Below are 22,538 nucleotides of genomic sequence, written 5' to 3'. Positions count from 1 at the left end.
CCATCGGGTGGGGGTCAGCCGCCGGTGCCCGCCCGGGTCAATTGGACGATCACGGGCCGGTGGTCGCTTCCTGTGCCGTCGAACTCGGTGGCGACACGCATCCCCGTCACGGTCCAGTCGGGCGTGGCCATGACGTGGTCGATCGGGGCTCCGGTGAGCGCTGGGATGCGGGTGGGCCAGGTTCCGACCGCACCGTTGTTCGAGGCCCGCCCGGCGTCGACACACGCACCGAGCGCGGCATCGGGGGCGCTGCCCAGTCCGGCCATGTTGTCGAGGGTGGCGTTGAAGTCGCCCGCCATGATGATGTTCTCGCCCTGGCACTGTTCGGCCAACCAGGACAGGTCGTCGCGCCAGTTGTCCATCTGCCCGGTGATCGGGGCCACGGCGTGGGCTGCGACGAATGTGGGGCCGTCGCCGTCGACGGGTTCGACGATGATCGTGGGAAGAACGGTGGTGTTGTCGTCCCGTTCCTCGTTGCTCGTGATCTTCATGTAATCGCCGAGGTCGGGGCTGATCAGGACGGTTGTGGACCGCGCAGGCGAGATCTGGTCGAACCATTCGGTGTGCACCCACATCGGGCGGCCGGCGGCACGCATGGTCTCGGCGATCTCGATTCCGGTTTCCTGTGTGGTCTCGGGCAGGGAGATCACATCGGCGCCTGACTCGACGGCGAGGTCGGCAACGGCCGTCGCGCCGGGGGCGTCGCCGAGGGTGTTCCAGCTGAGCACGGTGATGGCGTCCGGGGTCTCCTCGGCGAAGTCGGTGTTCCCGAGTCCTCTCGACACATTGATGGCGGCGTTGCCGACCGCGAAGACGAGGAGCAGGACGACGATCGTACCCGCGAATGCACGGAGCGGACGGAGCAGCGCGAGGAGGGCGAACGCGACGGCGGCGAGGAGCGCCGCGACGATGGCCAAAGAACGCATCGAGGTGATCTGGGCGATGATCCACGTCGTCTGCAGCCCGAAGAATTGCGGCCAGGAGATGATGAGCAGACCGACCGCGACCGCGACGGTGGCGATGGCGCCGAGAAATCTGAGCATGGTCCAGCCACACTATCGACCCAGGACTGGGAGAAGCCCGGAAACGGCTCCGCGCCGCGCGCGCCATACACTGTGAGAATGACCGCCGTTCCCCTCTTCACCGGGCCAGCGGACCTCCATACTCACTCGCGGGTGTCAGACGGCACCGAATCTCCTTCGCGAGTGGTCCGGCAGGCCGCCGAAGCAGGGCTCGGTGTCGTGGCACTGACCGACCATGACTCGACAGCCGGTTGGCATGAAGCATCCGTCGCCTCCCGCGACGTGGGCATCACGCTCATTCCCGGAATGGAATTCAGTACCCGCTTCGGATACAAGAGCGTGCACCTCCTCGCGTACCTGTTCGATCCTGCCGACGGGGACCTGAACACCGAGACGGCCAGGATCCGCGAGTCACGTCTGCGCCGGGCCGAGTCGATCGTGCAGAAGATCGCAGCCGACTACGCGCTGAGCTGGGACGACGTTGTCGCCCAGACGACACCGGGTGCCACCGTGGGACGGCCCCACATCGCTGACGCGCTCGTCGCCCGCGGACACGTGCCCACCCGCAGTGAGGCGTTCGCCGGCATCCTGCACCCGAGAACCGGGTACTACCTGCCGCACTACGCGCCCGACCCGCTCAAGGCGGTCCGGTTGGTGCGAGCGGCGGGCGGCGTGCCGGTGATCGCGCACCCGGCGACGCGCGGCCGAGACGCGATGATCGACGAGAAGCACCTCGGCGAACTCGTCGCCGCCGGCCTGTTCGGCCTGGAGATCGATCACCGCGAGAACACCGACGACGGCAAGAAGCGACTCCGCGAGCTCGCCGATACGTTCGGCCTCGTGCTCACCGGGTCGAGCGACTATCACGGGGCCGGGAAACCGAACCGGCTGGGGGAGAACACGACTCCGGATGCCGTGGTGCAGGCGATCATCGACGCGGCGGCGGGGTCGAAGCCGGTTTATCCGTAGCTCCGCTGTGCCGCGGGAGGCCAGGTGTTTTCTCCTCAGCTCAAACAATGTCGCGTTCAGGACCGGCTCGACACCCCGAAAACACCTGGCCTCCCGCAATGGGACGAGGCCCGTCCGACAGATGCCGGGACGGACCTCGTTCGGTGCTCGGGGAGGATTACTCCGGGCGGTTGGTGCGGCGACGCGTGCGGCTGCGACGGCGCGGTGCGCTGTTGCCGTCGTGGTGCTCAGGGCCCTGTCCGTCGTGCGTTCCGGCGGCGACGACCGTGGCGTCCTCCTGCGAAGCATCCGTTGCCGGTGCCGTCCGTGTGCGGGTGCGACCGCGACCGGAGTCGCGTGCGCCGTCGCGCGGCGGCCGCGAGCTGTCACGGGGCGGCCCCGTGCGTTTCTCGGTCGGAGCACCTGAGGCGGCGGACGGCTTGAGCCTGCCCTTGGTGCCCTCAGGGATGTCGAGGTCGGTGAACAGGTGGGGGCTCGAGGAGTAGGTCTCGGTCGGCTCGGGCTGACCGAAGTCGAGCGCCTTGTTGATGAGCGCCCACTTGTGCAGGTCGTCCCAGTCGACGAAGGTCACGGCGATGCCGGTCTTGCCTGCGCGGCCGGTACGGCCGACGCGGTGGAGGTAGGTTTTCTCGTCCTCGGGGATCGTGTGGTTGATCACGTGGGTGACGTCGTTGACGTCGATTCCGCGTGCCGCGACATCCGTGGCGATGAGGACGTCCTTCTTGCCTGCCTTGAACGCTGCCATGGCGCGCTCGCGCTGCTCCTGGCCGAGGTCACCGTGAACGGCGGCGGCGTTGAAGCCGCGGTCGTTCAGTTCCTCGACGAGCTTCGCTGCCGCCCGCTTGGTGCGGGTGAAGATGACGGTCTTGCCGCGGCCGTTGGACTGCAGGATGCGGGCGATGACCTCGTCCTTGTCCATGTTGTGCGCACGGTAGACGAGGTGCTTGATGTTCGCCTGGGTGAGGCCCTCGTCAGGGTCAGACGCACGGATGTGGATCGGCTTCGACATGAAACGACGCGCGAGCGCGACGATCGGGCCGGGCATGGTCGCCGAGAACAGCATGGTGTGCCGATCCTGGGGGGTCTTCGAGAACAGCTTCTCGATGTCGGCCAGGAAGCCGAGGTCGAGCATCTTGTCTGCCTCGTCGAGCACCATCTCGCGCACGTTCGACAGGTCGAGCAGGCGCTGGTTGTTGAGGTCGATGAGGCGGCCGGGGGTGCCGACGACGACCTGCGCACCGGCCTTCAGCTGCTCGATCTGGCCCTCATAGGCCTTGCCGCCGTAGATCGAGACGATCTTCGTGGGGCGGTTGCCGGCGGCGAGCTCGATGTCTTCGGTGACCTGGACGCAGAGTTCACGGGTCGGGACGACGATGAGGGCGACGACGCCGGGCGCCGGGTCCTTGCCGATGCGCTGGAGGAGGGGGAGTCCGAAACCGAAGGTCTTGCCTGTTCCGGTCTTGGCCTGGCCGATGATGTCCTGGCCGTCAAGCGCGAGGGGGATGGTCTGTTCCTGAATGGGGAAGGGTTCGAGGATGCCCTTGGCTGCGAGGGCGTCTGCCATGTCCTGGTCGACGCCGAGTTCGGTAAAAGTCACGTGTTGGTTGCCTGTCAATGCATATAAGCGGTCTACGCCCTGCATATTCACCGAGGCGTAGTATCCCGATCCAGTGCCGGGAACAGAGCCCAGCCTACCGGAGCATCTACACTGGAGCCGTGGTTTCATGGTTTAGCGCGTCCCGGTCCCGAGCATCGGTCCCGCGCCTGCGCTCCCGGGCGAGCACGATCGAGGCCACCAAGGTCGATTTCGCAGAGCTCGCGCCAGACACGTCGAGTTACCTCGGACAGGTCGCGTACCTCCAGCTCGGCTTCTTCCAGTCGATCTCGAACATCAGCGCCACCTCGAGCAATCTCGACGCCACGCAGACCCTCTCGGCCGCTGCCGGCTTCGCGCTGGCCAAGCACCAGGGCCTCGTCGCGGAGATCCGCCGTCGCGGTGAAGACCCCACGGAGGTCATGGCTCCGTTCGTCGACAGGGTCGACCGGTTCCTCGCACTGACCCGCGGAGCATCCGTCAACGAGAGCCTGCTCAGCCTCTACATCACGCAGGGTTTCCTGGACGACTTCTTCATCCGGCTGTCGGACGGCCTGCCCCCGGACATCGGCGCCCGCTACGCCAGCCTGCTCGGCGCCGATTCAGGATCTGCCGGGATCGTCGGCCTGCTGATGGATGCCATCGCCGTCGACGCGAAGAGGGCCCACTTCTTCGCCATGTGCGGTCGGCGCCTCGTCGGCGACACCCTGCTCCTGGCGCACTCGGCGCTGAACCTCGAGGGGCACAGCAAGAGCGACGAGGAGCGGATCGAACCGGTGTTCACCGAGCTGATCGCCACCCACACCCGCCGGATGGATGCCCTCGGGCTCACGGCCTGACGAGAGCGTCTATCGACTCGGTCCTGACGATTCCCTCGACGTTCCGCACCAGGTCGGCATCGAGCGTCACCAGGGCATCGGCCTGCAACTGGGTGAGGGCGACGTACTCGGCGGCGTAGGTCGACGCCGAGCCCAGGCGGTCGGCCACCTTCCACGCCTGGCGGCGGAGGACGGCGTCGCCGAGGAGCCGGATCGGCATGCGTCCGATCCGGGCGAGCCGGTCGCGGGCGAGATCGTCCTCGAGTTCGCCGCGGGCGACGGCCTCATGCAGCGCCGAAAGCGTCTGGGAGCGGATGAGCGTCGGGGCGAGCAAGTCGTGAGACGGCGACACGTCCAGCTCAGCGGTCACCAGGTGGATGAGTGCACCGGCGTCGACGACGAACCTGGTCATGGCTACCTCCGCGTGGGTTTCCACAACGATAGGCGGTCAGCGTGACGGCTGACCAGAGGTTCAGGCGTTCAGCCGCCGAGCGCGACGAGCCGGTTCTGGTCTGCGACCTTGCGCGCGCGACCGAGGAACAGGTCGACGACCGCGGCGACGATCGTCGCAACGACGAGGGTGACCGCCCAGATCCAGCCGCCATCCCATGCCCAGCCGAGCCAGGTGAGACCGACCCAGACGATCGCCGCGACGATTCCGCCGATGGCAGGCGTCAGGGCGATCCCGTGGGTGCCCCGCCACGGCAGTGCGTAGTGAACGCCGATCCCGGCCGCGATGCCGAACAGGATGATGAAGAGCAGTTCCACGGACAGGTCCTAGCCGACGAAACCGATGCGGCGGGTCTCTTCGCTGCCGACCTCGACATAGGCGAGACCTGCGGTGGGGACGATGTACAGGCGACCCTTGTCATCGGTGAGGGTGAAGTAGCTCTTGTCAGAACCGAGCGCGTCTGAGATCGTCTTTTCGATCTCGGTGGCGGTCTGTGCCGACTCGAAGCTGAGCTCGCGCCCGCTGTTGGTAATACCGATACGGATCTCCACGTAAAGCACCTTTCCATGCGTTACCGCCCACATTACGGCAGTTGCCCTGCCCTCCTCGACCGGCGGGACTCGCCGAGAGCGAACACCGCCGTCCCCGGCGTGCGAGACACGTCGTGTCGGTGGCCCGCGATAACTTTGCTGACGTGACCATCCGGGGATTCAACGCTCAGCGCCGCGCGACGGCAGCTTCCCCGCTGATCGTCCCGGATCCCTCCCAGCAGGCGGTCATCGACCTCGCGGACGGCGTCAGCGCCTCCATTGCCGGAGCCCCAGGCACCGGCAAGACGTCGACCGTCGTCGAACTCGTCGCCGATCGCATCGTGTTCCGCGACTACGAACCGCACGAGGTTCTCGTGCTCGCACCGAACCGGCGTGCCGCTGCCGCTCTGCGCGACCGGCTCGCCCTCCGCGTGGCAGTGCCGACGACGGGGCCGCTGGCCCGCACACTCAGCTCGGTGGCCTTCCAGATCGTCGGTGCCCGCGCGTCTCTCGAGGGACGTGACGCACCGCGTCTGCTCACCGGCGCCGAACAGGACACGGTGATCTCCGAGCTGCTCGCCTGGCACGAGGCCGACGGCACAGGGCCGGAGTGGCCGGAGCCGCTCCTCCCCGAGGTGCGCCGGCTGAAGGGGTTCCGGACCGAGCTCCGCGAACTGATGATGCGCACCGTCGAAGCGGGCCTCCGACCCGAGTCGCTGGCCAGGCTCGGCCGCGACCACGGGCGTCCCGAGTGGATCGCCGCAGCCCGATTCATCTCAGAGTATGAGCAGGTCGTCGACAGCTTCGGCGCCGACCACCTCGACTCCGCAGAACTCGTCGCGCAGGCCACCACCGAACTGAACAGGGGGTTCGGTCTGGATGGGCTCCGGCTCGTCGTCGTCGACGACTTCCAGGAACAGGGCCCGTCGGCGATCGCCCTGTTGCGAGCGCTCGCCGGGCGCGGAGTCGCGGTCGTGGCGTTCGGCGACCCGGATGTCACATCGAGCACGTTCCGCGGGTCGGACCCGGCGGCGCTGGCCGGTCTCGGCGCAGCACTGGGGCGCCCCATCGAACGGCTGACGCTCGACACGGCGTACCGCCACGGCGACGGCATCCGCACACTCGTGCGCGAGATCACCACGAGGGTGGGCGCGGCAGGCGCCGTGGCACATCGTGCGGCCGAGGGCGCTCCCGCGCCAGAGTTCCCGATCGACGTGCCCCAGCCGGTCGTCCGGATCGAGGCGGCATCGACCGCTGCCGAGCACCAGCGCATCGCACGCGTGCTCCGCGAACACCACCTGTTCGGCGGCATCCCCTGGTCCCGTCTCGCCGTCATCGTGCGGTCGGGCGCCACGATCCCTGTGCTGGCCAGGGCTCTGGCCCTCGCCGAGGTCCCGACGTCCACGCCTTCGGGCGGCCGGACGATCCGCGCCGAGTACGCCTCCGCGCAGCTCATCACCGCCGTGGCGTTCGCGATCGGCAGGCTCGAACCGACAGCAGAGCTCGTTACCTCGATGCTGAGCGGTCCGCTCTGCGGGCTCGACGGAATCTCACTGCGGCGGGTGAGACGTGCCCTCCGCCATGAAGAACTCGCCGGAGACGGCAACCGCTCGGGTGATGACCTCCTCCTCGACGCGGTCGAGCAGCCAGGGCGATTCGCCACCATCGACTCTGCGGCAGCACGCGCAGCCGGCCGGTTCGCGCAGACGCTCGCCGACGCACGCTCGGCAGCAGACTCCGGCGCGAGCATCGAGGAACTTCTCTGGCTGTTCTGGGAGAAGAGCGGCCTTGCGGGGGCGTGGTCCGCGCAGGCGCTCGGCTCAGGACTGGCCGCAGACGAAGCAAACCGGCACCTCGACAGCGTGATGGCGCTCTTCACAGCGGCGAAGCGCTTCGTCGAACGACACCCGGAGGAACCAGCAGGTCGTTTCATCGACGAGGTTCTCGCTTCGGAGGTTCCCGAGGACTCCCTGACGCCCCAGTCTGCAGCGGCGGCCGTGTTCATCGGCACCCCGAGCGCCGTCGTCGGCAGCGAATTCGACGTCGTCGTCGTCGCTGGTCTTCAGGACGGCGCCTGGCCGAACCCGCAACTGCGCGGGTCACTGTTGTATCCGCACCAGCTCAGTCAGTTGGCTGCTGGCCTCCCCATCGCCGACCTGGACGCCCGCGCTGAGGTCCTCTCGGATGAATTGCGGATGTTCGCGCTGGCCGTCTCCCGGGCCCGGTTCCAGGTCGTGCTCACCGCGACGGTGAATGACGACGAGCAGCCGTCTGCGTTCCTGCGTTTCCCGGCCATCCGCGCGGTGGAGCCCCTGTCCGGCAGCGAAGCACAGCATCCGTTGTCTTTACGCGGGATGGTCGGAGCATTGCGCCGGCGGCTGGTCACGACCGGAGATCCCCACGCGGCGACCGCGCTCGCCAGGCTGGCGGCCGAAGACGTCCCCGGTGCGAACCCTGATGACTGGTACGGGCTCCTCGATTCGACGACGACGGCGCCTCTCGTGGATCTCAGCCACGAGGATGCCCTCGTCTCCGTGTCGCCGTCCAAGCTCGAGACCTTCGAGAAGTCGGGTCTGGCGTGGTTCATCGACACGATGGCGGCCGCCCCTTCCGGGCTCGCCGCGGGAATCGGAACCGTCGTCCACGCCGCCATGGAACAGGCGGGAAGGATCCCGGCGGCCGAGCTCACGGACGACGACATCAGCGTCGAACGACTCTGGCAGCACATCGACGAGCACTGGTCCGAGCTGTACTTCGAGGCCCCATGGCTCGCCGAGCGGCAGCGCAGGCTCACCCACCGCCTCGTCGAGGGTCTGTCCGAATACCTGCGCGACTTCCGCCGTGCGGGCAGCGAGACGATCAGCGCGGAGGGGACCTTCTCGGTGACTCTCGGCCAGGTGAAACTCTCCGGCACCATCGACCGCGTGGAAAGGCTTCCCGGTGGTGAGGTGGTCATCGTCGATCTGAAGACGGGCAAGACCGCGCCGACGAAATCGAAGGTCGCCGAGAACCCGCAGCTCGGCGGCTACCAGCTCGCGCTGGCCGCAGGAGCCATCGACGGGACGAGCCCCGAGGACACGTCCGGCGGTGCCACGCTGCTCTACGTCTCAGGCGGGCCAGCCGGCAAGAACTACCGCGTGCTCACGCAACAGCCGATGAGTGCCGAGGAGCGCGCTGCGTTCACCGGACGGGTGGTGACTGCCGGGCACGGCATGGCAGCGGCGGAATTCACCGGCAACCCGAACCTCGACGAGCGCGACCCGAAAGCAGGCTCCATGTATCGCATCCACCTCGTCGCGGCGGTGAGCGCATGACCCCGCAGACCGGTGCACCGCGAATCTCGGCGCGGGAGATCGCGGCCAGACTCGGGCTCCCCGAGCCAACAGCCGAACAGGTCGCCGTGATCGAAGCCGACCTGGAACCGGCCCTGGTCGTGGCAGGTGCAGGCAGCGGCAAGACCGAGACGATGGCGAACCGCATCGTCTGGCTCCTCGCCAACCACAAGGTCCGGGTGCCAGAGATCCTCGGACTCACGTTCACCCGCAAGGCCGCCGGTGAACTGGCCGAACGGGTGCGGGTACGCATCGGCCAGCTCCAGGACCTCCAACGCGCCGAGAACCCGGAATCCGAGATCGACGTTCTCGAGGCCCCGACCATCGCCACGTACAACTCCTTCGCCAGCGGGCTGTTCCGCGAGTACGCCCGCCTGATCGGCAGGGAACCCGATGCGACGGTCATCACCGAGGCGTCCGCGTGGCGACTGGCCAGGCGCATCGTCGTCGACAGCGGCGACGAGCGCCTCGTGGGGCTCGACAAGAGCGTCGACCAGGTCACTGCGGCCGTTGTTTCACTCAGCCATGCGCTCAGCGATAACGACGTGGCAGGCCGGACCGATGAGATCCGCTCATTCGCCGAAGCGTTCCACGAGCTCGAAACCCTGCCCCTGCACGACGGCTCATCGCGCAAGGTCACTCCTTTCGCCTCCGTGTCGGCCGCGGTCGCCGACGTGGATTCGCTTGCACTGATCGTCGACCTCGCCGAACGGTTTGCCGCCGAGAAGCAACGGCTCGGCTTCGTGGAGTTCAGCGACCAGGTCGCGCTCGCCCTCGAGATCTGCCGGCGCGTGCCGCGAGTGGTCGATGAGTACCGGGCCCGGTTCCGCGTCGTCATCCTCGACGAATACCAGGACACGTCCGTGGTCCAGACCGATCTCCTGGCCCGGTTGTTCTCCGGACATCCGGTCATGGCGGTCGGCGACCCGAACCAGTCGATCTACGGCTGGCGGGGAGCGAGTGCGGCCAACCTCGCACGGTTCTCCGACGACTTCGCGACGACGGGAACGGCAGCGGCATTCGCGCTCTCGACGAGTTGGCGCAACTCGGGTCGCGTGCTCGACGCTGCGAACGCGATCGTCGCACCTCTTCCTCCTACACCGCGGGTCCCGGTGCGGCAGCTGTCCAGCCCATCGCACGCGGGTGCCGGCGACATCACCGTCGTCTTCGCCGAGACGGTGGTCGACGAAGCGGATGCCGTTGCCCGCTGGCTCGCCGCGGAACTTGGCCGGCCGTCGGGCAGGGGAGGGCAGCGCACCGCGGCCATGCTCTGCCGTTCGCTGAAGAAGGTCGACGTCTTCACTGAGGCACTGCGTCGCAACAACGTGCCGTTCCACATCCTCGGTGTCGCCGGTCTGCTCGAGCAGCCGGTCGTCGTCGACCTCGTCTGCGCCCTCCGCGTCCTGCACGACCCGACCGCAGGTTCGGAGCTGGTCCGGCTCCTCACCGGCGCACGCTGGCGGATCGGGCCGAAAGACATCAAGGCGCTGAGCGGGCTCGCCAGGTGGCTCGCAGACCGGGATCTGGCCCAACAGCCGATTGCGGAAGACATCCGCGAACGGATCGCGGCATCCGCGGCGAACGACGACGGCAAATCCATCGTCGACGCCATCGACTTCCTCCAGACTGCCCCCGCGAATCACAGTGCGCTGCGCGAATTCAGCGCAGAGGGCATCCGCCGGATGCGGCTCGTGGCCCGCCAGCTCAATGCCCTCCGTCGCCGCTCGGGCCTCGACCTCTACGACCTCGTCAACCTCGTGGTGCAGGAACTCCAGCTCGACATCGAGGTGGCGGCCAACGAGCAGAACCCGCTCGGCCAGGCCAGCCTCGACGCATTCTCGGAGCAGATCTCGTCTTACCTCGCCATCGATGACGGGGGAACTCTCGGCCCTTTCCTGTCCTGGCTGGCGGAGGCCGAGCGACGAGAGAACCTCAGTCCGAGGGGCGAGGATCCGGAGCCGGGGACCGTCCAGATCCTCACCATCCATGGGTCCAAGGGACTCGAATGGGACAGCGTCGTCGTTCCGAGAATGGTCCAGGACGAATTGCCCGGCACGCTCCGCAGCAAGCGGGGCTGGACGGCCTTCGGTGAACTGCCGTACGAGTTCCGCGGCGACCGCGGCGAATTGCCCGCTCTGGACTGGCGGGGAGCCGGCACTCAGGCCGATTTCGACGCGGCATACGCCGCGTTCGGCGAGGGACTCGAGGCGCGGAACGCGGGCGAGCAGCGTCGTCTTGCGTACGTCGCCGTGACCAGGGCCAGGGACGCCCTCCTCGCCAGCGGATCGTTCTGGTCCACCCAGGCGAGGCCCCGCGGGCCGGGCCGGTTCCTCCGTGAAATCGTCGCTGCCGTCCCATCGAGCTGCGACGGACTTCCCGACGAATCAGAATTCGAGGAGAATCCGCTCGCTGACGAGCAGAACGCCGTCGTGTGGCCGCTCGACCCGCTCGGCGCCAGAACGGGAGCCGTGCACGCCGCCGCAACAGCGGTGCGATCAGCCGATCCCGATCTCCGCACCATCTGGTCGAACGACATCGCCCTCCTCCTCGCCGAGCGGGAAGCCCGCCAGCAGTCCGACGAGTACGTCGACCTGCCCGATCGAGTCCCCGCTTCCCGGTTCAAGGACTTCGTGACGGATGCCGCTGCCCTCGCCACACGCATGCGGCGTCCGCTCCCTGAACGCCCGTACCGGCAGACCAGGCTCGGCACGCTGTTCCACAGCTGGGTCGAGCAGCGGGCCGGGGTCGCCGGCGGCCAGGAATCGCTGGATTCCACCCTGCTCGAGCAGGACATCGACCAGGCGCCCGGAACCCTGCTGCCACTCGAGCAGAGGGAGATCGACGAACTCAGAGTCCTGCAGCGCACCTTCGAGGCGTCCGAGTGGGCGGATCTCCGCCCGGTCGAGGTGGAGAGGGAGATCAACTTCGTTCTCGGGGAACAGATCATCATCTGCAAACTCGATGCCGTGTACGAGCGGGACGGACGGTTCCAGATCGTGGACTGGAAGACGGGCAAAGCCCCGAAGACAGCCGCTGAGCTCGACGAACGGCAGTACCAGCTCGCGCTCTACCGTCTCGCTTTCGCGCAGTGGAAGAGGGTCTCACCCGAGATCATCGACGCCGTGTTCTACTACGTGACCGATGACCTCGTGATCCGGCCGGAGCGGCTCTACTCCGCCGAAGACCTCGGTCGCCGCTGGACCAGGGGAGTGATCTCGCCGGACTCCGCCGCTTCGAGCGCGGAGAAGTCCAACTCGGCCGTGTAGCCGGCATCGCCGCGGTGGTCGTCTGTGTGCCGTTCGCCGCTGTCGTCCGATGAGCGGTCGTCCGACGAGGAGACGATCTCGATCGGACCGGTCTCGACAGCATCCGGGTCGAAAGCGTCGGAGAAGACCAGAGGAGCATCGTCGGGTTCCGCGGCGTTCTCATCCGCGGTGCGCGCCTGGCCGGCGGGAACCGACGTCTTCTCGGTACCGATCCGTTCGGCGTCCTGACCGAAGACGGCCTCGAGCTCTGAGCGGTCGTAACTGTCGGTCTCCATGCCGATCCCTGACGAACCGGGCGTGCCAGAAGCCTGCGGCGTGCGGGTGAGCATGTCCTCGACATCCGACACGGCCATGATCGGTCCGGTCTGTGGCGACAGCGGATGCATGAGGTCGCCGAGGACGTGGTCCACGAGGCCGTCGAGGAGGCTGACGGCGTCATCGATGATGCTCTTGTCTCTCGCGTCGACTCCGTGGAGCAGCCAGCGGGCCAACTCGAGCTCGGCGTGCAGCATGGAGCGTTGAACGAGCAGACGATCCGGGTTTCGAGACGATGCGGAGCGGTAGGCGGTCAGCACACTTTCCGCTGCCTCGCCCGCGCCGCTCAGCCAGTGCAGATCCCTGGCCGGGTCGCCGACGCGGAGCGCGTTCCAGCCGAGAACGGCCGTGACGATCGGTCCGACATCATGATCGGTGATCACGAACGACTCCGCGCCCAGGGAACCGTGGATCACCGCGGGCTGAAACTGCCAGAGGCTGTCGTCAGCGGCGGCATCCGTCCATCGTTTGCGTACGGCGGTGGGAAGCAATCGGGTCGACGCGGCGCGTTCGATGACACTTCGCGCCTCGTTGCGACACTCGGCGGCGGTGAGATGGGGAAGCCCGACCTCCGCGACGAACGAGCCGGGGAGGGCGTGAATGGCGGCGATCGCCGCACCGATCGAGCTGGCGACGCCGTCGCCTGCGGGAATTCCGGCGGCTTCGACGGTGTAACCGGGAAGGTAGTCGTACACGACGGCACGGGGGCCTTGCGTCGACACCTGCCCGACGACGGCAGGGACATCGAAGGGAAGCCGACTGCGGATGCCCGCGGTCATCGCCTGCAGCGCAATGAGTTCGACGGACTGCTCGCTCGCCGCTCGCTCATTCGCGGGAACCCGGATGACCAGTTCGCGGTCATCGCTCGTGCGCAACAGCGCCGAGTCGAAATCGCCAGTCGATCCGTGCCCGAACGGGCCTGCGCCGACGATCTGCAGGTCCGCGACAGCTGAGGTTGCCAACGCGGCTAGAGTTAGATGCGATCTGGCCATGGCATCTAGGTTAGGTCGCCCACCCCCGTGGCAGCTATCCGCCACGCCCTTGCACTTGGGAGTGCTTTTGTTCGTTCTCGGCGCGCTCACCGATCTTCCCCTCGCTCGGACCGCGGTGAACCGTGACGCCGACGCCCGGGTCAGACCCGACCTGTTTCGCGAACTGCTTGCCGACCCGCAGGCGCGGGTCCTCCCGCTCTGGCATGGCAAGACCCTGATGGACGGCGACCGCCTGGCCCTGCTCACTCCCGAAGCCATGCCGGCCGCAGAGGTGCTGTGCTACCTCGGACGCACGGTCGAAGCCGGAACCCATGCCGAGGTCGGCGCTCCGGTGGTCCTCGCCGTGGTGACGGATGCCGTCGCGCACGCAATCGAAGCGGACCCGGACAGGTGGGTGTCGCTCAGGGAATCTGGGAGCACACTCGGCGCCGGCGACTCGGCCCTCATGACCGCGGCCGTCGCCCTCGCGAACTGGCACGCCTCCCACGGCCACTGTCCCAAGTGCGGGACCGCGACACAGCCGTCGCTCGGTGGCTGGATGCGGCTCTGCCCCAACTGCCACAACCAGGTTTTCCCGCGGACGGACCCCGCCGTCATCGTCCTCGTCCTCGACGACGACGACCGGCTCCTCCTCGGGTCCAACATCCTCTGGCCCGAAGGCCGCTACTCGCTTCTGGCCGGCTTCGTCGAAGCGGGCGAGTCGCTCGAGCAGGCCGTGTGCCGGGAGATCGCTGAGGAGTCCGGACTGACGGTTGAGAATCCCGTCTACCTCGGTTCCCAGCCGTGGCCGTTCCCACGGTCCATGATGCTCGGCTTCTCCGCCCGGGTTGCAGCAGGACACGACCCCGACCTTCTCCAACCGGACGGAGAGGAGATCGTTGACCTGCGCTGGCTGAGCCGCAAGCAGCTTCGCAGTGAAGCGGGAACCCTGCTCCTGCCGGGTCCGGCGTCGATCGCCCGTTCCCTCATCGACCACTGGCTCGTCGCAGACGGTGGCCCCGGTCTCGACGAAGCCGCGCGGGCCGCTTCGGCGGATTCCGCGGTGACACAGGCATGAGCGCTGAGCCGACCGATCTCCTCGCCGGCCTGGACGACGATCAGCGCGTCGCCGCCGAGGCGCTCAGAGGACCTGTGTGCGTGCTCGCCGGTGCCGGAACCGGTAAGACGCGCGCGATCACGCACCGGATCGCCCACGGAGTCGCGACGGGAACCTACGCGGCGAACCGGGTGATGGCCCTCACCTTCACGAACCGGGCTGCAGCCGAACTCCGGGGCCGGCTCCGCCACCTCGGTGCAGGCGGGGTGGCAGCACGCACCTTCCACGCTGCAGCGCTGAGCCAGCTCAACTACTTCTGGCCGCATACGGTCGGCGGAATCATGCCGGCTCTCGTCACCAGCAAGGGACGGATGCTGGGGCACGCGGCGGAACGCCTCCAGCTCAAACTCGACACCGCGACCCTCCGTGACATCGCGGCCGAGATCGAATGGCGCAAAGTGTCTGGCCTGAGCATCGAGCAGTACGCGGCCGCCAACCGCCCTGCACCCCAGAACCTCGCCGCAGACCAGGTGGCGGCGATGCAACAGGCATACGAAGACCTCAAGGACGAGCGCCGTCAGCTCGACTTCGAAGACGTGCTTCTGGCCTGCGCCGGGATGATCCAGACGGAACCCGCCGTGGCCATGCAGGTGCACGAGCAGTACCGGTTCTTCGTCGTCGACGAGTACCAGGACGTCTCGCCGCTGCAGCAACAACTCCTCGAATTGTGGATCGGCGGCAGGAACGACGTCTGCGTCGTCGGTGACGCCAGCCAGACCATCTACTCCTTCGCCGGTGCGCGGAGCGAGTACCTGCTCGACTTCCCGGCGCGGCATCCGGATGCGACGGTGGTGCGCCTCGAACAGAACTACCGGTCGACACCGCAGATCGTCGACACAGCCAACCGCCTCATGCGAGGACGCCCTGGCGCGCTGAGCCTGCACGCGAGCCGGTCGGCCGATACGCACCAGCAACCGGAGATCACGGCGTACCCGAACGACATGACCGAGGCCAGGTCGATCGCGCAATCCGTGCTCGAGCAGATCGCAGCGGGGACGAAACCCGAGCACATCGCGATCCTCTACCGAGTCAACGTGCAGTCGGCGGCGCTCGAGACGGCGCTCGGCGATGTCGGAGTCCCGTACCTGCTCCGGGGTAGCAAGCGCTTCTTCGACCTGCCCGAGGTCCGCCAGGCGATCATGGCGCTGCGCGGGGCATCCGTGTCGATCACGGGGGAGCCTCTGTTCAAGTCGGTCAGCGATGTGTTGCGCTCGCTCGGCTGGACGCAGGTCGCCCCGGAGGTCGCCGGCGCTGTGCGTGACAAGTGGGAGTCCCTCAACGCGATCATGGGTCTCGTCGATCAGGCTCCGACTGGGACGACCTTCCGGCAGTTCACCGACGAACTGCTCGAGCGGCAGGCCGGACAGCACGAACCGACGGTATCGGCGGTGACGCTGGCCACCCTCCACTCCGCCAAGGGACTCGAATGGGACGTCGTCTACCTCCTCGGGCTCAGCGAGGGCCTGGTCCCGATCAGCTACGCGAAGTCATTCGAGCAGGTGGATGAGGAACGGCGCCTGATGTACGTCGGGATCACGAGGGCGCGGTCCCGCCTGTTCATGTCGTGGGCGGAGCACTCCGGTCGGTCGCCGCAACCGCGGGATCGCTCGCGGTTCCTGACAGAGATCGGCATCCGCAATCCGGGTGTGGCCGGTGCGCGAGCAGGTGCCCCGTCACCCGGAACCCGTCGATCCTGAGGGATGCGGAGGCGAGGTCGTTCGTCCCGTCGGCGAGCCGGGCTGTCACGATCCGGGCGACGCGCGCGCTGACCTCGCTCACCAGCGGTTCGCGTTCGGCCAGGGACGGCTGACCGAGCAACTGGGATGCCATCGCGGGCCACGCCGGATCTGCATCCGTCCGTTCGAGGGCGAGGCAGTGCAGGCACGGTCCGGCGCCCGGTTCGACCAGGGGACCGATCTCCACACCGACGTCGGTGTAGACCACCGCGAGATGCGGGATGTCGAGGCTCAGCCACCTCACGTATCGTCTCGGGTCGATCACGTGGGCGGCGACAACCACCGCAAGGTCCGGAGGTCGTTCGGTGTCGGGGTCCTCAGCGTCTGCGAGTCCCTCGCGCAGGAGCAGTGAACGGATGCCGTCGGCAGTGCTTCCGTGTCCGTCGACGATCCAGACGGGCGACTCGCGCTGCGCTTCGGGGGAGACGAGTGCAGGCGCGACACCGTCGAGGAACTCCTGGACCTCGGCGGGAGCCGCTCCGACCCGGACGGCCAGCTCATCGAGTTCTTCGCGGCTGATGCCGGCGATCACCGCGCCGAGCAGATGCTCGACGGCCGTGCTGATCGTGTCGAGCCGGGCGATGGCCTGCTCGGCGCCGATCTGCAGCGACGTCGGAGTTCGCCAGACGATCGGGTACCGGGGGTCGAGTCTGAGAAGCATGCGGGAGATCATGCCCCACTTGGAGCTGCCCCGTGCGGTTTCTCCACAGGGCAGCGTCGTCGGTTCAGACGACCGGCGGGTTCTCGCTGCTGCCTGAGCCCTCTTCGCCGCGGAGAAGGTTCTCGAGCGCCGTGTCGAAGTCGTCCGGTTCCGGTACCTCGCCGCGAGCATGCGCCTCGAGCCGGGCGATCAGCGCTGCCGGGTCGTCGATGTCTTCGCCGGTCGGGATGACGTCAGGGTGCGACCAGAGCGCGTCGCGCTGCTCGTCGCCGACGGCATCCGTGATCTGCTGCCACATCGCTGCGGCTTCGCGCAATCGCCGTGGCCGCAGTTCGAGCCCCACGAGGGTCGAGAACGCGGACTCAGCGGGACCACCGGTCGCGCGGCGACGACGGACCATCTCGGCGATGGCGTCGGCCTTGGGCAGGCGTGACGTCGCGCGGGCGGTCACCACGTCGACCCAGCCTTCGACGAGGGCGAGGATGGTTTCGAGGCGGGCGAGCGTGGCCAGCTGGGCATCGGTCTTCGGTGGGATGAGTGAGCCGTCGACCATGGCCTGGCGCAGTTCCTCGGGGTTCGACGGGTCGAAGCCGTCCGCGAGGCTCTCCAGCCGGTCGGTGTCGATTCGGATGCCACGGGCGAACTCGGTGATCGAGGAGATGAGGTGCAGGCGGAGCCAGCGGGCGTGTCGGAACAGTCTGGCATGGGCGATCTCCCGCACCGCCAGGTACAGCTGCACCTGGTCGTCAGGGATGTCGAGCCCGTCGCCGAACGCCGCGACGTTCTGCGGGAGGATCGCGGCCTGGTTGTCGTCGAGGAGAGGTATTCCGACGTCGCCGCCAGAAACGACTTCCATCGAGAGCTGGCCGACGACCTGCCCCAGCTGCATGGCGAAGAGGGCGCCGCCGATGCTCCTCAGCAGGGCTCCGGCGTTCTCGACCATGCCCTGGAACTCCTCGGGTGCCTGCTCCCTGAGCACGCGGGTGAGGGCATCCGAGATGCTGGTGGCGACCGGCTCGGCCAGCTGGGTCCAGACCGGCATCGTCGCGCGGGCCCACTCGGCGCGGGTGAGGAGTTTCGGGACGCTCGTCAGCTCGGTAATGCCGGTGACGTCGTCGAGCCACAACGCGGCGATCGAGAAGGCCTGGTCGAGCGCAGCTCGCTGCTCGGCACTCGTCGGGACGGCTTCACCGTTCGCGAGCGTCACGGCCTGGTCGGTGGCGGCCTGCCAGTTGATGCTTCCGTCTCCGCCGCCCTGGAGCGCGTTTCGGAGCTGGCTGAGCATCGCGTTGACCGACGCAGGATCACCGGGAAGACCGGCGGCACCGGCGAGCTGACTCGGGTCGATCCCGGCGTTCCCTGCCAGGAACTGCCGCAGCATGTCGCGGAACTCGTCCTCGGGGTTCTTGTCGGATTCGTCGGGCACAGAGGCCACCTTTCAGACAGCATTCGGTTGCGGGATCTACGCTAGTCGGTGATCCTCCGAGTTTCGCGCGGCTGCCCCTGGCTGCTGTCCGCCCGTCGCGAACACCATGAAAGGCACGATGAGTCTCTTGAGCGAATACCCGCCAGGCACCGAACCGCAGGCGCTTTATTCGGAGGCGGAGCTCGCGTCGATGGAGCGCGCACACCGTCGGCGCACCCGCGGCTGGCTGGCCCTCGCCCTCTCCTTCGTGATCCTCCTCGCCCTCGCTCTGTGGCCCACGTCCTACGTGATCCAGCAGCCGGGCCCGGTGTTCAACACGCTCGGCACCGTGACGATCGACGACGAAGAAGTACCGATGGTCACCGTGAAAGGGGCGGAGACCTTCGACACCGGGGGTGCACTCGACATGCTCACCGTCCAGGCGGTCGGAAACAGGGAACAGCGTCCGAACTGGTTCGAGATCGCCCTTGCCTGGTTCTCCCCGAGCAAGGCCGTCGTGCCCGTCGAAGCTCTCTTCCCGGAAGGCGTGTCGACCGAGGAGCGCGAAGCGGAGAACGCCGCCCTCATGGTCGATTCGCAGCAGGATGCCATTGCGGCGGCTCTGACCGAACTCGACTACGACTTCCCGGCGCAGCTCGCTGTCGGGCAGGTCGCCGACGGCGCCCCGGCGGACGGAAAGCTCAAAGTCGATGACGAGATCATCGCGGTGAACGACACCGCCGTCAGCGACCTCACGTCGCTGCGCGACGCCATCACTGCGAACGGAACCGACCAGGCTGCCGCCTTCGACATCGTCCGAGGGGGAGTGCCGTCAACGGTGTCGATCACTCCCGTCGCTGCGACGTCCGCTGACGGCGAGGACACGAGCATCATCGGCATCGCGACGAAGGTTCTCTATGACTTCCCTGTCGACGTGACGATTCAGCTCGACAATGTCGGAGGTCCGAGTGCTGGCATGATGTTCGCGCTCGGGATCATCGACAAGATGACGCCGGGCAAGCTGAACGGCGGCGAGAACGTGGCAGGCACGGGGACGATCGATGCCGAAGGCACCGTCGGGCCGATCGGCGGCATCCGTCAGAAGCTCTATGGAGCCCTCGACGCCGGCGCGAGCTACTTCCTCGCCCCGGCCGCGAACTGCAACGAAGTGGTCGGCCATGTTCCTGACGGCCTGCGGGTGCTGAGCGTCGCGACGCTGGACGACTCGCTGGCGGCCCTCGACGCGATCGAGTCGTCGAACGGACTGGACGCCCTCCCCACCTGTGAGGCGCCGAGGTCGACCGACTGATTTCCAGCCTTCGCCGGGCGCATCCCCACCAGTCGACCGGCTAGCTCCCAGCCTCTGGAGTGCACATCCCCATAGACTTGTGACCAGACCCCGAACACTGACAGAGGCCACAAGTGACATCCGCTCAAGCAGCACAAGCTCGTCCCGCCCCCAACCGCAGTCGCGCGCCGCTCGCCATCACGGCAGCAGTCGTCGGCGCGCTCGTGGTTGCGTTCTTCATCTTCGCCGGGTTGTACTCGGACTACCTCTGGTTCGAGCAGCTGGGCTTCGCGAAGGTCCTGACCACCCAGTGGATCGCGACCGCCGTGATGTTCGCCATCGGCTTCTTCGGCATGGCCATTCCGATCTGGGCGAGCATCCAGCTCGCCTACCGACTGCGTCCGGTATACGCGAAGCTGAGCAGCCAACTCGACCGTTACCAGGAACTCGTCGAGCCGCTCCGGCGCCTCGCGACCTACGGCATCCCGATCGTCCTCGGGCTCTTCGCCGGATTCGCCGCCGCCACGCGGTGGGAAGTCGTGCTTCTCTGGCTGAACCGCACGCCGGTCGGTGAGACCGACCCTCAATTCGGCCTCGACGTCTCGTTCTACTTCTTCGAGCTTCCGTTCTTCCGCGGTCTCGTCGGCTTCGCCTCGGCCGTCGTGCTGCTCGCAACCCTGCTGACCATCGCCGTCAGCTACCTCTACGGATCCATCCGCGTCTCCGGCCGTGAGCTCCGCATCTCGAAGGCCGCGCGGATCCAGATCGCGATCCTCGCCGCCCTCTACATCGCACTCCAGGCCGTCTCGATCTGGCTCGACCAGTACGTCACGCTCAACCAGACCGGCGACCTCATCACCGGTGCGAACTACACCGACGACAACGCCACGATCCCCGGTCGTGTCATCCTCGCCGGAATCGCGGCTCTCGTCGCCGTCCTGTTCCTGGTGACCGCGTTCATCGGACGCTGGCGGCTCCCGGTCGTCGGAACCGCGCTGCTCCTCGTCGCGGGCCTCCTCGTCGGTACCGCGTACCCGTGGGTGATGCAGCGGTTCCAGGTCGACCCGAACGCGAAGACCCTCGAGACGCCATACATCCAGCGGAACATCGACCTGACCAGGGACGCATACGGCGTCGCCGATGTCGAGGAGATCCCGTACAACGCGACGACGGACGCCGCGAAGGGTGCCCTCCGTGAGGACGCCGAGACCACGGCGTCGATCCGGATCATCGACCCGGCACTCGTGAGCCCGTCGATCTCGCAGCTCGAGCGGTTCAAGAACTACTACAGCTTCTCGCCAGACCTCGACGTCGACCGCTACCAGGTCGACGGGGAGAGCCAGGACGCTGTCGTCGCGCTCCGCGAACTCAAGCAGGACGCCGATGACACCTGGTACAACAACACCTTCGTCTACACCCACGGCTACGGCCTGGTCGCCGCCTACGGCAACCAGCGCTCCGTCGACGGCCAGCCCGTCTTCCTCGAGTCAGGCATCCCCACCACCGGTGCCCTCGGCGACTTCGAGCCGCGGATCTACTTCGGTGAGGCGTCTCCCGACTACTCCATCGTCGGAGCTCCGAAGGGCAACAAGCCGGTCGAGCTGGACTACCCGTCCGGAGACGAAGGCGAGTCAGAGACCTACAACGCCTTCGAGGGCGACGGCGGGCCCAAACTCGACAACGTGCTCAACAAGCTCGTCTACGCGCTGAAGTTCCAGTCCGAGCAGATCTTCCTTTCGGACGACGTCACCAGCGAGTCGCAGATCATCTACGACCGTGACCCGGCGACGCGTGTGAAGAAGGTCGCGCCGTACCTGACGCTCGACTCCGACCCGTACCCCAGCGTGGTCGACGGCCGCGTCGTGTGGATCGTCGACGGGTACACCACCTCGGACGCGTACCCATACTCACGCACGGTGGGCCTGTCCACGGCGATCGCCGACTCCGCGACAGCAGACCAGCGATTCGCGCTCGACGACATCAACTACATCCGCAACTCGGTGAAGGCCACGGTCGACGCCTATGACGGATCGGTCACCCTCTACGCCTGGGACACGGACGATGCCATCCTCAAAACGTGGCAGAAGATCTACCCGTCGACGGTGGAACCGATGTCGAAGATGAGTGGCGACCTGATGAGCCACGTGCGCTACCCGGCCGACCTGTTCAAGGTGCAGCGCCAGATCCTCGGGCAGTACCACGTGACGGATGCCGGCAAGTTCTACTCGAAGACCGACGCGTGGTCGACTCCGACCGACCCGCAGTCCGAAGCCGCCGAGAACCTGCTCCAGCCGCCGTACTACCTGACCATGCAGATGCCTGGGCAGGAGGCGCCGACGTACTCGCTGTACTCCACCTTCGTGCCTCGCGGCACCGGTGACAGCGCGTCCAGCGTGCTGACCGGCTACCTGGCCGTGGATGCCGATGCGGGCGCCAGTGCAGGAAAGCCCGGGGATGACTATGGCAAGCTCCGGCTGCTGACCCTTCCGAAGGACGTGACGGTTCCAGGCCCAGGGCAGGTGCAGAACGCGTTCAACACCGACACCGAGGTCTCCTCACTGATCAACCTGCTCAAGCAGGGGCAGTCGAAGGTGCTGAACGGAAACCTCCTGACACTGCCTGTCGGTGGCGGACTGCTCTACGTGCAGCCGGTCTACGTGCAGTCCACCGGTGAGACCAGCTATCCGCTGCTGCAGAAGGTGCTCGTTGCGTTCGGCGACCAGATCGCATTCGAGGACACCCTCGATGAGGCGCTCGACTCCCTGTTCGGCGGCGACTCGGGCGCCAGCGCCGGAGACGGCAACACGCCGGGAACCGACGACCCGGCAGCGCCGGAGACGCCGACCGAGCCGGAGGAGCCGGACGACCTGGTCGATCCCAACACCGGCAACCCGGTTGTCGACGCAGCGCTCCGCAACGCGCTGGATGACGCGAAGACGGCCATGGACGACAAGGCTGCCGCTCTGTCCGAGGGCAACTGGACGGCGTACGGCGAAGCCGACGCCCGACTCAACGCGGCACTCGCCGAGGCTCTCGACCTGCTGGACGGCTAGACGACCGGTA

General features: G+C 67.4%; 15 protein-coding genes and 1 pseudogene. 8 read left to right on the top strand and 8 right to left on the bottom strand.

Annotation, left to right across the window (positions count from 1 at the left end):
- Window positions 1-14 precede the first annotated feature (14 nt).
- Window positions 15-1,043, bottom strand: a complete 1,029-nt coding sequence (locus AC1M0F_RS04800) for an endonuclease/exonuclease/phosphatase family protein (RefSeq protein ID WP_480237047.1) — start codon at window positions 1,041-1,043, stop codon at window positions 15-17.
- A 78-nt stretch (window positions 1,044-1,121) separates the two neighbouring features.
- Here AC1M0F_RS04800 and AC1M0F_RS04795 point away from each other — a divergent pair, with 78 nt between their 5' ends.
- Window positions 1,122-1,991 (top strand): PHP domain-containing protein, encoded by an 870-nt coding sequence (locus AC1M0F_RS04795; RefSeq protein ID WP_480237046.1) that lies wholly within the window; start codon window positions 1,122-1,124, stop codon window positions 1,989-1,991.
- 157 nt (window positions 1,992-2,148) lie between these two features.
- Here the strand turns inward: AC1M0F_RS04795 and AC1M0F_RS04790 are convergent, their stop codons facing one another.
- Entirely contained in the window at window positions 2,149-3,588 is a 1,440-nt protein-coding gene (locus AC1M0F_RS04790) for a DEAD/DEAH box helicase (protein ID WP_480237045.1), read from the bottom strand.
- Window positions 3,589-3,707: 119 nt separating this feature from the next.
- On the opposite strand from AC1M0F_RS04790, the gene AC1M0F_RS04785 reads away from it, so the two are divergent.
- A complete protein-coding gene (locus AC1M0F_RS04785; protein ID WP_480237044.1) occupies window positions 3,708-4,424 on the top strand; it encodes a ferritin-like fold-containing protein in 717 nt (238 codons plus the stop codon).
- On the opposite strand, the gene AC1M0F_RS04780 is transcribed toward AC1M0F_RS04785, so the two are convergent.
- The 3 genes from AC1M0F_RS04780 to AC1M0F_RS04770 form a co-directional block, all read right to left on the bottom strand.
- Complete coding sequence (locus AC1M0F_RS04780) at window positions 4,414-4,815, bottom strand: type II toxin-antitoxin system VapC family toxin (protein WP_480237043.1); 402 nt, start codon at window positions 4,813-4,815, stop codon at window positions 4,414-4,416. The two genes, AC1M0F_RS04785 and AC1M0F_RS04780, sit on opposite strands and share 11 nt — an antisense overlap.
- 68 nt (window positions 4,816-4,883) lie before the next feature.
- On the bottom strand, window positions 4,884-5,171 hold the full coding sequence (locus AC1M0F_RS04775) for a hypothetical protein (RefSeq protein ID WP_480237042.1): 288 nt from the start codon (window positions 5,169-5,171) through the stop codon (window positions 4,884-4,886).
- A 9-nt stretch (window positions 5,172-5,180) separates the two neighbouring features.
- Complete coding sequence (locus AC1M0F_RS04770; protein WP_480237041.1) at window positions 5,181-5,405, bottom strand: DUF3107 domain-containing protein; 225 nt, start codon at window positions 5,403-5,405, stop codon at window positions 5,181-5,183.
- 143 nt (window positions 5,406-5,548) lie between these two features.
- Between AC1M0F_RS04770 and AC1M0F_RS04765 the strand changes: the two genes are divergently transcribed.
- Both AC1M0F_RS04765 and AC1M0F_RS04760 read left to right on the top strand, forming a co-directional pair.
- A complete protein-coding gene (locus AC1M0F_RS04765) occupies window positions 5,549-8,698 on the top strand; it encodes a PD-(D/E)XK nuclease family protein (protein ID WP_480237040.1) in 3,150 nt (1,049 codons plus the stop codon).
- Window positions 8,695-11,982: an ATP-dependent DNA helicase gene (locus AC1M0F_RS04760; protein ID WP_480237039.1), complete on the top strand. Its 3,288-nt coding sequence runs from the start codon at window positions 8,695-8,697 to the stop codon at window positions 11,980-11,982. The genes AC1M0F_RS04765 and AC1M0F_RS04760 overlap by 4 nt, the downstream gene beginning before the upstream one ends.
- Here AC1M0F_RS04760 and AC1M0F_RS04755 read toward each other — a convergent pair.
- Entirely contained in the window at window positions 11,886-13,259 is a 1,374-nt protein-coding gene (locus tag AC1M0F_RS04755; RefSeq protein ID WP_480237038.1) for a phosphotransferase, read from the bottom strand. The two genes, AC1M0F_RS04760 and AC1M0F_RS04755, sit on opposite strands and share 97 nt — an antisense overlap.
- A 91-nt stretch (window positions 13,260-13,350) precedes the next feature.
- On the opposite strand from AC1M0F_RS04755, the gene nudC reads away from it, so the two are divergent.
- A complete protein-coding gene (gene nudC, locus AC1M0F_RS04750) occupies window positions 13,351-14,346 on the top strand; it encodes an NAD(+) diphosphatase (protein WP_480237037.1) in 996 nt (331 codons plus the stop codon).
- Window positions 14,343-16,082 (top strand): ATP-dependent helicase, encoded by a 1,740-nt coding sequence (locus tag AC1M0F_RS04745; protein WP_480237036.1) that lies wholly within the window; start codon window positions 14,343-14,345, stop codon window positions 16,080-16,082. Before nudC ends, AC1M0F_RS04745 begins: the two co-directional genes overlap by 4 nt.
- On the opposite strand, the pseudogene AC1M0F_RS04740 reads toward AC1M0F_RS04745, so the two are convergent.
- Together AC1M0F_RS04740 and AC1M0F_RS04735 are read right to left on the bottom strand one after the other, a co-directional pair.
- Window positions 16,024-16,782, bottom strand: a pseudogene (locus AC1M0F_RS04740) (TOMM precursor leader peptide-binding protein); the annotation flags it as partial. The gene AC1M0F_RS04745 and the pseudogene AC1M0F_RS04740 overlap by 59 nt on opposite strands.
- Before the next feature lie 64 nt (window positions 16,783-16,846).
- The gene (locus tag AC1M0F_RS04735; protein WP_480237035.1) at window positions 16,847-18,208 is read right to left on the bottom strand and encodes a zinc-dependent metalloprotease; all 1,362 of its coding nucleotides are present in this window, start codon (window positions 18,206-18,208) and stop codon (window positions 16,847-16,849) included.
- Between the two features lie 118 nt (window positions 18,209-18,326).
- Between AC1M0F_RS04735 and AC1M0F_RS04730 the strand changes: the two genes are divergently transcribed.
- Window positions 18,327-19,496, top strand: coding sequence for a YlbL family protein (locus AC1M0F_RS04730; RefSeq protein ID WP_480237034.1), 1,170 nt, complete (start codon window positions 18,327-18,329; stop codon window positions 19,494-19,496).
- A 113-nt stretch (window positions 19,497-19,609) separates the two neighbouring features.
- Complete coding sequence (locus AC1M0F_RS04725; protein WP_480237033.1) at window positions 19,610-22,528, top strand: UPF0182 family membrane protein; 2,919 nt, start codon at window positions 19,610-19,612, stop codon at window positions 22,526-22,528.
- Window positions 22,529-22,538: the final 10 nt, after the last annotated feature.

The organism is Mycetocola sp. Y719 (assembly GCF_056713205.1).
The sequence above is the reverse complement of the archived record's forward strand: the minus strand, read 5'-3'. Positions and strand labels throughout refer to the sequence as shown.

What these genes read in the sequence shown, in the direction of transcription:
- AC1M0F_RS04800 (WP_480237047.1), bottom strand. Translation starts at nt 1,043, where the DNA reads ATGCTCAGATTTCTCGGCGCCATCGCCACCGTCGCGGTCGCGGTCGGT.
- AC1M0F_RS04795 (WP_480237046.1), top strand. Translation starts at nt 1,122, where the DNA reads ATGACCGCCGTTCCCCTCTTCACCGGGCCAGCGGACCTCCATACTCAC.
- AC1M0F_RS04780 (WP_480237043.1), bottom strand. Translation starts at nt 4,815, where the DNA reads ATGACCAGGTTCGTCGTCGACGCCGGTGCACTCATCCACCTGGTGACC.
- AC1M0F_RS04760 (WP_480237039.1), top strand. Translation starts at nt 8,695, where the DNA reads ATGACCCCGCAGACCGGTGCACCGCGAATCTCGGCGCGGGAGATCGCG.
- AC1M0F_RS04745 (WP_480237036.1), top strand. Translation starts at nt 14,343, where the DNA reads ATGAGCGCTGAGCCGACCGATCTCCTCGCCGGCCTGGACGACGATCAG.
- AC1M0F_RS04730 (WP_480237034.1), top strand. Translation starts at nt 18,327, where the DNA reads ATGAGTCTCTTGAGCGAATACCCGCCAGGCACCGAACCGCAGGCGCTT.